This is a genomic window from Shimia sp., from assembly GCF_041624275.1.
Taxonomy (GTDB): domain Bacteria; phylum Pseudomonadota; class Alphaproteobacteria; order Rhodobacterales; family Rhodobacteraceae; genus Shimia.
This window is the reverse complement of record NZ_JBFJVE010000085.1, coordinates 1-12,315: the sequence shown is the minus strand read 5'-3', so window position 1 is coordinate 12,315 and position 12,315 is coordinate 1. Positions and strand designations below refer to the sequence as shown.

Annotated in this window: 9 protein-coding genes; 6 read left to right on the top strand and 3 right to left on the bottom strand. The window is 67.4% G+C overall.

Annotation, left to right across the window (positions count from 1 at the left end; genetic code table 11):
* Positions 1-894 (top strand): cytochrome P450 (locus tag ABZD10_RS08450; RefSeq protein ID WP_372885787.1); only part of this gene is annotated, 894 nt, incomplete at its 5' end.
* Positions 895-1,007: 113 nt separating this feature from the next.
* Here the strand turns inward: ABZD10_RS08450 and ABZD10_RS08445 are convergent.
* A complete protein-coding gene (locus ABZD10_RS08445) occupies positions 1,008-2,825 on the bottom strand; it encodes an extracellular solute-binding protein (RefSeq protein ID WP_372885786.1) in 1,818 nt (605 codons plus the stop codon).
* 307 nt (positions 2,826-3,132) lie between these two features.
* Between ABZD10_RS08445 and ABZD10_RS08440 the strand changes: the two genes are divergently transcribed.
* Entirely contained in the window at positions 3,133-3,906 is a 774-nt protein-coding gene (locus ABZD10_RS08440; RefSeq protein WP_372885784.1) for a 3-hydroxybutyrate dehydrogenase, read from the top strand.
* Between the two features lie 60 nt (positions 3,907-3,966).
* Here ABZD10_RS08440 and ABZD10_RS08435 read toward each other — a convergent pair whose 3' ends face one another.
* Positions 3,967-4,713: a DsbA family protein gene (locus ABZD10_RS08435; protein ID WP_372885783.1), complete on the bottom strand. Its 747-nt coding sequence runs from the start codon at positions 4,711-4,713 to the stop codon at positions 3,967-3,969.
* A gap of 16 nt (positions 4,714-4,729) precedes the next feature.
* Positions 4,730-6,115: a M48 family metalloprotease gene (locus ABZD10_RS08430; protein ID WP_372885782.1), complete on the bottom strand. Its 1,386-nt coding sequence runs from the start codon at positions 6,113-6,115 to the stop codon at positions 4,730-4,732.
* Between ABZD10_RS08430 and ABZD10_RS08425 the strand changes: the two genes are divergently transcribed.
* The 4 genes from ABZD10_RS08425 to ABZD10_RS08410 all read left to right on the top strand — a co-directional run.
* Positions 6,114-7,265: a pyridoxal phosphate-dependent aminotransferase gene (locus ABZD10_RS08425; protein ID WP_372885781.1), complete on the top strand. Its 1,152-nt coding sequence runs from the start codon at positions 6,114-6,116 to the stop codon at positions 7,263-7,265. The two genes, ABZD10_RS08430 and ABZD10_RS08425, sit on opposite strands and share 2 nt — an antisense overlap.
* Before the next feature lie 135 nt (positions 7,266-7,400).
* On the top strand, positions 7,401-8,621 hold the full coding sequence (locus ABZD10_RS08420; protein WP_372885779.1) for an N-acetylmuramoyl-L-alanine amidase: 1,221 nt from the start codon (positions 7,401-7,403) through the stop codon (positions 8,619-8,621).
* A 132-nt stretch (positions 8,622-8,753) separates the two neighbouring features.
* Positions 8,754-11,309, top strand: a complete 2,556-nt coding sequence (locus ABZD10_RS08415; protein WP_372885777.1) for a penicillin-binding protein 1A — start codon at positions 8,754-8,756, stop codon at positions 11,307-11,309.
* A 328-nt stretch (positions 11,310-11,637) separates the two neighbouring features.
* A partial coding sequence (locus tag ABZD10_RS08410; RefSeq protein WP_372885776.1) for a helix-turn-helix transcriptional regulator occupies positions 11,638-12,315 on the top strand: 678 nt, incomplete at its 3' end.

Here is a 12,315-nt window from a genome sequence, read left to right as displayed (position 1 = left end):
TTCCGCACCCTGTTCTCGATCCCGATCGAGGACCGGCTGGCCTCGGAGGTCTTTGCCGCCTTCGGCGCCTACCAGCGCAGCCAGCCGATCCTCAATGTCGCCGCCTTCCTGCCGCTGCCACGCTGGATGCCGCGTTTCTACCGCCGCGACACGCGGCGCGCGGCGGCGCGGATCCGGGCGCTGATCGCCACTCTGACCGAGGCCCGCCAGCAGGAGATCGCCGCCGGCAGCGCGCCGGACGATCTGGCGACCAAGATCATGACCACCCGGGATCCCGAGACCGGCGAGACCTTTTCCTCGGCTGAAATGGCCGACCAGGTGGCGATCTTCTTTCTTGCCGGCCATGAGACCAGCGCCGCGGCCCTGGCCTGGGCGCTGTATCTTCTGGCCCGCTATCCCGACTGGCAGGAAAGGGTCGCCGAGGAGGCGGCGGTGCTGGAGACCTGCGATTTCACGGTGATGCGCCGCCTGACGCTCAGCCGCGACGTCTTCCGCGAGGCGCTGCGGCTTTATCCGCCGGTGCCGATGATGGTGCGCCAGAACCGTTGCCCGGAACGGTTCCGCGACCGCGCCGTGCCGCCGGGCAGCCAGATCGTGCTGTCGCCCTTTCACCTGCACCGCCACGAACGGCTGTGGGACAATCCCGACGGCTTCGATCCGGGGCGCTGGAGCGGCGACAGGGCCAAGGCCTGCACGCGCGAGGCCTTCCTGCCGTTCTCGGCCGGTCCGAGGGTCTGCACCGGTGCCGGCTTTGCCATGGTCGAGGGGCCGCTGATCCTGTCGATGATCCTGCGCGCCTACCGGCTGGAGCCGGTCGGCCCGCCGCCGGTGCCGGTGGCGCATCTGACGTTGCGCTCGAAATCGGGGATCCGGCTGCGGCTGCGGCCGCGATAGCGCGGGTTGTGCGGCGCGCGGGCAGGGTCAGGGTCAGGGGCCTTGCCCCTCTTGGCCTGCGGCCAACTCACCCCAGGAGATTTCCGGCAAGAGAATGAGCGGCGGGGGGGGCGTCAGCCGGGCTGGCGCCACCAGACCCCGGGCAGCCATTCCGGCCCGTCGCCGTAGATCGGCAGCCGTTCGGGGTGGCGCAGGTCGGCCTCGTGGGCAATGCGCCCCACGGCATAGGACCAGATCGGGATCACCAGCCGCGAGGTGGTCAGCACCCGGTCGAGCGCCTGTGCGGTGGAGCGGAACTCCTCGGCGCTTTGGGCCGCGGTCAGTTGGGCGATCAGGGCGTCGATCGCGGCGCTCCTGACCCCCATGAGATTGCGTGACCCGGGCTGGTCCGCCGATGCGCTCGACCAGTAGAGAGCAAGCTCGTTGCCCGGGCTCAGCGACAGGGCGCGGCGGTAGTCGGTGACGTCGAAATCGAAGGTGGTCAGGCGCTGGGTGTACTGGGCGTTGTCGACGATGGTGACGCTGACCGCGATGCCGAGTTTCTCCAGCGCCTTGCGATAGATGTCGATCGCCGCCTGGTCCTGCTTGTCGCCCTGTCGCAGGAGGATGTCGAAGCCGAAGCGGCGGCCGTCGGCGTCGGTCAGGGCGCCGTCGACGACGCTGTAGCCGGCCTCGGACAGGAGCTGCATCGCCCGGCGCATATTGGCCCGGTTGCGGATCGAGCCGTTCGAGGCCGGCAGCGCATAGGGGGCGAGCACGTCCTCGGGCAGGGTCTCGAGGTGGGGCGCCAGCAGCGCCCGTACCGCCGGCGAGGCGGCGCCCGCGTCCATCGCCAGTTCGGAGCCCGAGAAATAGGAACGGATGCGCGGCTGGCGCCCGCCGGTCAGCGTGTCGGCGATATATTCGTAGTTGAAGGCGTGGATCAGCGCCTCGCGCACGCGGATGTCGTCGAAGGGGGGGCGGCGCATGTTCATCACGAAACCGGTGATCCCCGAGGGTTTGCGGTGCGGGATCTCGGATTTCACCACCCGGCCCTCGGCGACGGCGGGAAAATCGTAGCGCCGGGCCCAGTCCTCGGCGTTGAACTCGCGGAAATAGCTGAGCGCGCCGGCCTTGAAGGCTTCGAACATGACGTCGCCGTCGCCGTAGAAATCGATGCGGATCTGATCGAAATTGGCGATCCCCCGGCGCAGGGGCAGATCCTTGCCCCAGTAGCCCGGATCGCGGCGCAGCGTCACCTGGCGCCCGGCCTCGAAACTGTCGACGACATAGGGCGCGCTGGTGATCGGCACCATGCCCGGCGGCGCTTCGGCGAAATTCACCCCCTGCCACTGGGCCTTTTTCAGGATCGGCCGCAGGCCGGCGATCAGCGCCAGTTCGCGGTCGGGCACATTGAAGGTCAGGCGCAAAGAGCGCGGGCCGGTGGCCTCGATCCGCGCCACCTTCTGCCAGAATCCGAGATAGCGCGGATGGCCTGAGGTGCCGAGGGTCTCGTAGGACCAGATGACGTCTTCGACGGTGACCGGGCTGCCGTCGGAAAACCGGGCCTCGGGGCGCAGGGTGAACTCGACCCAGGTGCGGTCGGGCGGGGTCTCGATGCTTTCGGCCAGCAGGCCGTAAAGCGAAAAGGGTTCGTCCCAGTTGCGCCCCATCAGCGATTCGCCGATCAGGAAGCGCAGCTGCCAGGGTGCGGTGCCCTTGCGTTGAAACGGGTTCAGCGAATCGAATCCGCCGGTATTGCCGGTGACGATCCGCCCCCCCTTGGGGGCCTCGGGGTTGGCATAGGGCAGGGCGGCGAAATCGGCGGCCAGCGCCGGGCTGCCGTACATGGCGATTCCATGGCTCGGCTCGGCCCGGGCGCTCAGAGCCAAGGAAAACAGGCTCACGGCGAGGATTCGGCCCCCGAAGCGTCGGAAACATACTGGTATCATTTGCCGAACAATCCTGCGCTGGCCTGTATTTATTGGATCGGACGTTATCCCGGCATTCCTGCCTTTTCAAACTTTTAGCTTGGAGACCGGCGCCGGATTGCTTATAAAGGGTGCACTGCTCGATAGGTTTCTTGCCTGTATGAAACCTGCCTCAATAACTTCACGCCCGCCTTGCGCGGGCGTTTTTTTGTGCGCGCTGTGGCTTTGGGCCGGGCTTACGTAAGAATACGTGTCGCAGCCGCCCCCCCTTATTTTGCGGGCGCAGCATGGTATGGTGGCGGCGAAATTCGACCTAGAGAGGCCCTTCATGACGCTATCGGGAAAAACTGCCATCATCACCGGCTCGAACTCGGGAATCGGTTTGGGAATCGCACGCGAACTGGCCCGGGCCGGCGCCGACGTGGTTCTGAACTCTTTCACCGACTCGGAGGCCGATCACGCCCTGGCGGCCGGCATCGCCGAGGAGTTCGGGGTCAAGGCGCGCTATATCCGTGCCGACATGTCCAAGGGCGCCGAGTGCCGGGCGCTGATCGAGCAGGCGGGCGGCTGCCAGATCCTGGTCAACAATGCCGGCATCCAGCACGTGGCGCCGATCGACGAGTTCCCGCAGGACAAATGGGATGCGATCATCGCCATCAACATGAACTCGGCCTTCCACACCATGGCCGCCGCGCTGCCGCATATGCGCCGGGCCGGCTGGGGGCGGATCGTCAATGTCGCCTCGGCCCATGGTCTGACCGCCTCGCCCTATAAATCGGCCTATATCGCCGCCAAGCACGGGGTGGTCGGCATGTCGAAGACCGTGGCGCTGGAAACCGCCGAAGAGGCGATCACCTGCAACGCGATCTGCCCGGGCTACGTGCTGACGCCGCTGGTCGAGGCGCAGATTCCCGACACGATGAAGGAATATGACATGAGCCGCGACGAGGTGGTGCGCAATGTCATGCTGGCGCGCCAGCCGTCGAAGGAATTCGCCACGGTCGAGCAGATCGGCGGCACCGCCGTGTTCCTGTGCTCTGACGCGGCGGCGCAGATCACCGGCACCACGATCAGCGTCGACGGCGGCTGGACGGCGCTCTGAGGCAGCGGGCGAACGCGACCGTGACCGGGGGCAGCGCCCCCGGCGGCGATCACTCCCGGCTCAGCGGTCGCGTTTTTCCGCCACCAGCGCCTGCATGGCGTCGAGCGGCAGGTAGCCGCGCAGCATCTGGTCCTGCATCACGAAGGTCGGGGTGCCGGAAATGCTCAGCGCCTGGGCCAGGGCGCGGGTGCCGGCGATTTCCTGCGAAACCGCGTCGCTCGGCATGCGGGCGAAAATCGCTGCCGCCTCGAGCCCAAGCTGGCCTGCGAGCCGGCTCAGGACCGCATCCGTCGGCTCGGCCTTGAGGGTGATCAGCGCGTCGTGGACCCTGGCATAGGCGTCATCCCCGGCGAGCTGCTTCACCGCCACCGCAAAGCGCGAGGACCGCATCGAGGCCTCTCCGAGGATCGGAAACTCCTTGTAGATCAGGCGGATGTTGCCGTCTCCCGCAACCAGTTCCTTGACCTCTTCATGGGCGCGCCGACAGTAGCCGCAGCGGTAGTCGACGAATTCGACCAGCGTGATGTCGCCCTCCGGATTGCCGCCGACCCAGCTGTAGCCATCATCGAAGATCTCGCGGCGCAGCGCATCGATCAGGGCCCGGTCCTGGGCCGCCTCGGCCGAGGCTTCGCGCTGTTGCAGCAGTTCGACCGCCTCCATGATGACCTCGGGATGGTCGAGCAGATAGGAGCGCACCTCGGCCCGGAACAGGCTGCGCTCGGCGTCGCTCATCCGCGCCAGGTCGAGCGCCGTTGCCGGCAGGGCCAGAAGGCTGAGCGCGCCAGCCTGAACTAGGGTTCGGATCATCGGTTTCTCCGTCATCTCATCGTTTGTTTTCTGCCCGCCGCGCGGCCAAGAGGATGTCTTCCGCCCGCCGCCAGCCGCCCGAGCCGCGCGGCAGCAGGCCGCTGGCGCGTCTGGCGTGGATTTCTGCATCTTTCAGCCGGCCCTGCAACGCGTATCTTTCCGCCGTCGCCAGGGCGGCCATGCCGGGCTGGCCGTCGTGGGCATAGGCCTGGCCGAGATCGCGCAGCAGGCGGCTGTCGCGGAAATCCCGCGCGCGGGCCTTTTCCAGCGCCGCCAGCGCCGCGCGGTGGCGTTTTGCCGCCAAGAGCGCATGGCCGTAGCCGGCGAGACACAGGGCGTTGTCCGGCGCCAGGTCGACGGCCCGGCCATAGGCGGCCACCGCCGCATCGTACTGGCGGCTCTCGAGCAGGATCTGGCCCTTCAGCTCGTGGTAGAACGGGTCGTCCGGGCGGATCGCCAGCGCCCGGTCGATTCGCGCCTCGGCGCGGCGCCAGTCGGCCAGCTTGAGATAGGCGGCGGCCTCCATCATCGCCCGGATGTCTTCCGAGATCGCGTCGGGCGCGCGTCGCAGGGTCCATTTCGCCGAACGGGAAAACCCCTGCGCCTTGCCGCGGGCGCGTTCGAACCAGTACCGGCTCTCGGGCTGTGGCGCGGCTTTGCCGGTCTGGGCGTCGACATAGGCCTGAACCGCGCGCAGCCGGTCGCCGGTCAGCGGATGCGAGCGCATGTAGGGATCCTGGCGCGCGGTATTGAGCATTTCCTGGCCCTGGAACAGCCGGTGCACTTCGAGCGCCCCGCTCGGATCGACGCCGCCGATGCTGAGATAGCGCAGGCCGGACTGATCGGCGGCGACCTCCTCGGCGCGGGTATGGGCCAGAAAGCGGCGCTGCGCCGAGGTCGCCGTTCCCAGCGCGATGCCGGCCGCGGCCGAGCTTTCGCCGGTGGCGGCGGCCACCGCCAGCGCCAGCGCGACGCCGAGGCTGGCGGCCGACTGCGCATAGCCCATGTTGGTGATCCGCCGCGCGATATGACCGTTGGCGATATGCGCCGCCTCATGGGCGATCACCGCCTGCAATGCCTGCGGCGTGTCCAGCCTGAGCAGCATCCCCAGATGGATGAAGATATGCTGATTGTCGAGCACGAAGGCATTGAGCGACCCGTCGTCGACCACCAAGACCCGGACCTGGCTGCCGAGCCCCGAGGCGGTCAGCACCGGTTCGGCCAGCCGCGCCAGCGCATGTTCGATGTCGGGATCGCGGATCAGGGTGACCGCCCGCGCCGGCAGCGCCCCGGCGATCAGCACCAGCACCAGCAGCGCCGCGAACACCCCGCGCGAAGGACGGATTGACGGCGCGGCGGATTCACGGTGAAAGGGCATGCGGCCAATAGGAACGAAAAACATGCGAAACTCAAGACGTGGTGATGTCGATCCCTTCATTGTGATGGATGTGATGGAGGCGGCGCGGCGCGCCGAGGCCGGCGGGCGCCACATCATCCACATGGAAGTCGGGCAGCCGGGGACGGCAGCGCCGCGGGGGGCGCAGAAGGCGCTCGAACGGGCGATGGGCAATGAGGCGCTGGGATATACCGTGGCGCTGGGAATCCCCGAGTTGCGGGCCCGCATCGCGCGGCTCTACGGCGAGTGGTACGATGTCGACCTCGACCCGGGCCGGGTGATCGTCACCCCGGGCTCCTCGGGGGCCTTTCTCCTGGCCTTCACCGCGCTTTTCGACGCCGGCGACAGGGTCGCCATCGGGGCGCCGGGCTACCCTTCCTACCGCCAGATCCTGAAGGCGCTGTCGCTCGAGCCGGTCGATCTGCCGAGCGCGCCGGAAAACCGCCTGCAACCGGTGCCCGCCGATTTCGCCGAGATCGACATCCAGGGTCTGATGGTGGCCTCGCCGGCCAATCCGACCGGCACCATGCTCGACCGGCCGGCGATGGAGGCGCTGATCGGGGCCTGCGCCGCCAAGGGGGCGGCCTTTATCAGCGACGAGATCTACCACGGTATCGAATATGAGGCCAAGGCGGTGAGCGCGCTGGAGATCACCGACGACTGCTATGTGATCAACTCTTTCTCCAAGTATTTCTCGATGACCGGCTGGCGGGTCGGCTGGATGGTGGTGCCCGAGGATCACCTGCGCCGGGTCGAACGGCTGGCCCAGAACATGTTCATCTGCGCCCCCCACGCCAGCCAGGTGGCGGCGCTGGCGGCGATGGACTGCGCGGCCGAACTGGAGGCCAACATGGAGGTCTATGCCCGCAACCGGCAGATGATGATCGAGGGGCTGCCCCAAGCCGGATTTACCCGTTTCGCGCCGCCCGACGGGGCGTTCTATGTCTATGTCGATGTCAGCCAGTTCACCGATGACAGCCGGGCCTTTGCCAGCGAGATTCTGGACAAGGCCGGCGTGGCGGTGACGCCGGGGCTGGATTTCGACCCGCTGCGCGGCGCCACGACGCTGCGGTTTTCCTATGCCCGGGCCAGCGAGGACATCGCCGAGGGGCTGCGCCGACTGAAGGCATTCATGACCGCGCGCGGCGCGGTCTAGGGGGCGCTGCCCCACGGCGCCTTTCGTGCCGAAAGCCACCGTTCCCCGGGATATTTGCGGCAAGAGAAAAGCCGGTGTTTGGCGCCCGGGGCAAGCTGGGGTAGGGTGCCGGGAAGAGCCACGAAGGGCAGGGGCATGAGCAGGTTTTTGACATTTCTGGCGCTGCTGTGGCTGGGGTCGGCGGCACTGGCGCAGGAACTGGGCGGGCTGGCCCGCATCAATGCGGCGCAAAGCCGGCTCGAGGCCGGCTGGCGCGGCGAGGTCACGCTGGGGCTCGAGCTGTCGCAGGGGGTGCCCTGGCGGGTGTTCCAGCTTGATGCGCCGCGCCGCCTGGTGGTCGATTTCCGCGAGGTCGACTGGTCGGGCTTCGAGGCCGCGGCGCTGGGGACGGCCGAGGGGGTCGGCGAGATCCGTTTCGGCCAGTTCCGCCCCGGCTGGAGCCGCATGGTGCTGATGCTCGAGCGGCCGCTGATTCTCGACCAAGCCGGGCTGGAGGTCGACGAGGCCAGCGGCAAAGCGCGGCTGACGCTGGGCCTGAGCCCGGGCGATGCGGCGCGTTATGCCGCGCGCGCGGGGGCGCCGCGCGATCCGCGCTGGGACCTGCCGGCACCGGCGAAGACCGCCGATCCGGCGCCGCAGCGCCCGGACTGGGCGCCGCTGGTGGTGGTGCTGGACCCCGGCCATGGCGGCATCGACCCCGGGGCCGAGCGCGACGGGGTGCGCGAGAAGGAGCTGATGCTGCGCTTTGCCCGCGAGATCCGTGACGCGCTGCGCCGGACCGGCAGTTTCGAGGTCGTGATGACCCGGGACGAGGATGTCTTCGTGTCGCTCGAGCGGCGGGTGTCGATCGCCCATGAGGCGGGCGCCGATGTCTTCGTTTCGCTGCATGCGGATTCGCTGCAACAGGGCCATGCCACCGGCGCCACCGTCTATACCCTGTCGCAGGAGGCCTCGGACACGGCCTCGGCGATTCTCGCCGAACGCCATGACCGCGCCGACATTCTTTCGGGAATCGACCTCAGCGGCGCCGATGACCGGGTCGCCGACGTGCTCCTGGACCTGGCCCGGCTCGAGACCCAGCCGCGCAGCGACCTTCTGGCGGCAAGCCTGGTCGGCGCGATGCGCGCCGCCAGCGGCAGCCTCAACCGCAAACCCCTGCGCCAGGCCGGGTTCTCGGTGCTGAAGGCGGCGGATATTCCCTCGGTGCTGATCGAGGTCGGCTTCCTGTCTTCCGAGACGGATCTGGCGCGGTTGCAGGATCCGAACTGGCGGGCGGTGATGGCGGGGGGCATCCGCGACGGCCTGCTGAAATGGCGCGACGAGGACCGCATCCTGCGCGATCTGGTGCGCCAGTAGCCGCGCGCCCGGTGGGCGGGAAGACGCGCAGCCCTGGCGGGGATGTGTTTTGACCCCCCGCGCCGGTGGGTCTATAGACGGGGAAGGCGGCGCCCGGTGCGGGCGGCGCAGAGCGTGCAACAGGGGCCGAACGTGCTGAGAGCGATTTTTTCCTTTTTCGGGACCGTCTTCACCTTTGTGACGATGGGCGCGGCGGTGATCGCGCTGTCGATCGGCGCCGTGTTCTGGATGTACGGCCGCGAACTGCCGAGCCACGAGAGCCTGGCCCAGTACAAGCCGCCGACCATCAGCCGGATCTATTCCGGCGAGGGGCGGATCATCGACGAGTTTGCCAAGGAACGCAGGTTGTTCGTGCCTTCGGACCAGATTCCCGACCTGGTGAAACAGGCCTTCATCTCGGCCGAGGACAAGAATTTCTACAGCCATTCCGGCTATGATGCGCGCGGCATCGCCGCCGCGGCGCTGGACTGCGCCCGGAGCCGTGGCTCGGGCTGCCGCGGTGCCTCGACCATCACCCAGCAGGTGATGAAGAACTTCCTGCTGTCGGGCGACCGCAAGATCGAACGCAAGATCAAGGAGATCATCCTGTCGACCCGGGTCGAGGAGACGCTCGACAAGGAGCAGATCCTCGAGCTGTACCTGAACGAGATCTTCCTCGGGCAGAACTCCTACGGTGTGGCGGCGGCGGCGCAGACCTATTTCAACAAGTCGCTGTCCGAGCTGGCGCCGCACGAGGCGGCGACCCTGGCCTCGATGCCCAAGGCGCCGGGCAAGTTCCACCCGGTGCGCAACCGCGAGCGGGTCAAGTCGCGGCGCGATTTCGTGCTGAAGGAAATGGCCGAGAACGGCTTTATCACCCGGGCCACCTACGAGGCCGAGAAGGCTTTGCCGCTGCGCTCGGTGCAGAACGGCGATTTCGAGGGGTTCCGCGACGCCCTGCCGCCGCGTGACTATTTCACCGACGAGATCCGCCGCCAGCTGAGCCTCGATTTCGGCGAGGACGAGTTCTTTACCGGCGGCATGACGGTGCGCGCCACCATCGACCCCGAACTGCAAAAAGTGGCGGCGCGGGCGCTGCGCCATGCGCTGGAGGGCTACGACCGCGCGCAGGGAATCTGGCGCGGCACCGGCAAGACCCTCGAGGCTGCGGTGCTGTCCGACGAGGCGGCCTGGCGCGCGGCGCTGGCGGAAACCGATGTCCCGCGCGATATAGACCTCGACGGGCAATGGCACCCGGCGGTGGTGCTCGAGGTCGGCAAGAACGACGCCCGGATCGGCATCGAATCGGTCGAGGATGACGCCGACGGCCACTGGATTTCGCCCAAGGACGTGACCTGGGCCCGCAAACTGCTGGCCGATGGCAAGACCGGCCGCAAGGCCAAGGTGGCCGGCGATCTTCTCGCCGTCGGCGAGGTGGTTCTGGTGCGCGCCATCACCAAGGACGAGAGCGGAGATTTCGTCCGCTGGTCGCTGCGCCAGGTGCCCGAGGTGCAGGGCGGCTTCATGGCGATGGACGTCAACAACGGCCGGGTGATCGCGATGCAGGGCGGCTTCAGCTACCAGGATTCGGTGTTCAACCGCGCCACCCAGGCCAAGCGCCAGCCGGGCTCGTCCTTCAAGCCCTTCGTCTATGCCTCGGCGCTGGACAGCGGCTACAGCCCGGCCACCATCGTCATCGACGCGCCGATCGAGATCGACACGCCGCAGGGGGTCTGGCGGCCGCGCAACTCGTCGAACAAGTTCTACGGTCCGACGCCGCTGCGCACCGGCATCGAGATGAGCCGCAACCTGATGACCATCCGTCTGGCGCAGGAGGTGGGCATGGAGGTGGTTGCCGATTACGCCGAGCGTTTCGGGGTCTATGACGACATGGGCCAGTTCCTGGCCAATTCCCTGGGCTCGGAAGAGACCACCCTGTTCCAGATGGTCGCCGCCTATGCGATGTTCGCCAATGGCGGCGAGCGGGTCGAGCCGACCCTGGTCGACCGGGTGCAGGACCGCTATGGGCGCACCGTCTACCGCCATGACAAGCGCGACTGCACCGACTGCGCCAGCGCCGATATCGCGGCCGACCGCGGGCCGCGCATCGTCTCCAACCGCGAGCGGGTGATGGATGCGATCACCGCCTATCAGCTGACCTCGATGATGCAGGGCGTGGTGAGCCGCGGCACCGCCGCCAGCACCGTCAACCTGCCGGTGCCGGTGGCCGGCAAGACCGGCACCACCAACGAGGCCAAGGACGTGTGGTTCGTCGGTTTCACCAACTCGGTGGTGGCCGGCTGCTACATCGGCCATGACCGCCCGCGCCCGCTGGGGCGGGGCACCTATGGCGGCTCGACCTGCGGCCCGGTGTTCCAGGAGTTCATGACCGAGGCGATCAAGTCCTATGGCGGCGGCAAGTTCCGGGTGCCGCCGGGTGGCCATTTCATCAAGATCGACCGCTATACCGGCGCCCGCCTGGCGGATGACGCCGAGGGCGACATGGTGGTGGCCGAGTATTTCCGAGATGGCGAGGAGCCGCTGTTCGGCATCACCTTCGACGGTGGTTTCGCGATGGGCGCCAACCTGCCGCTGTTCGACGAGGTCGAGCAATACGGCGCCCGCGAGGTCACCACCTCGAGCGGCCGCAAGGCGGTGGTCGGCCCCAAGGCGACCTTCGGCACCATGAGTTCGGGCGGCCTTTACTGACAATCGGCCAAAGCGCCCTTTGGGGCACGTTTTTCCGGTCGCCGCGGTGATCGGGGAATTGCTTTTTCCGGCAAAACATCGCAACCTTAGGGAGATTGACTTTCGATCCGACATTGAAAGGGTTGTGCGATGCAGAATGCCTTGATTGATGCTTTGGACAGGATGACTGCTTCTGCCGAACTGGGCGCGCGAGGCGCCGGGGCGCAGACCCGCGAACATGCTTTGGCGCTGGCGCTGAAATACCAGCTGATCGCGCCATGAGCGAAACGAAACCCAAGGGGAGCCGATGAGAAGGGGGGAAGCCTGAAAAGACGGAGGAACTGACGATATGCAGAATTCCTTGATCGACACATTGGATCAACTGGCGCGCCCCGGGGATTTGCAGTCTCGATGGGAGGCGGCGGTGGCGGCGTCCCGCGCGCTGGGGATCAAGAGCATCCTCGTGGCGCATGCCAACGGGGCGACCCGCGAAATCGCCTGGGTGAACACCAACATGTCGGATGCATGGATGGACGAATACCTGCACCAGGGCTATGTCGATGTCGATCCCCTGGTCAGCAACCTGGCCTTCCAGAACGGCACACAACGGCTCGAGGCCGGCACGGTTGCGCGCGATGCAGCGCCCAATAGAAAGGCCTTGGATTACAACCACGGGCTCAAGGACGCCGGTTACGGTACGCTGATTTGCAGCAAGTTCGGCGGTTCCCGGGATTTCGGGACATTTGTCACCCTCGGGTTCGAGCCGGGCGCCACGATGGACGAGTCCAGCCAGCTCATGGACCTGTCCCTGTTCTCCGCCTTTCTGGCGGCCTTTATCACCGCGCCGCTGCCGGATCGCACCAACCGGGCCCTGACCGGTACCTCACTTCACCTCAGTCCTCGCCAACGGGACGTGCTGTGCCTTCTGGCCAGCGGCCATCAGACGGCGCGCATTGCCGAAAAGCTGGGCGTGACCGAGGCCACGGTGACCTTCCACATGGCGCGGGCGCGCGAGGCGCTGGGGGCG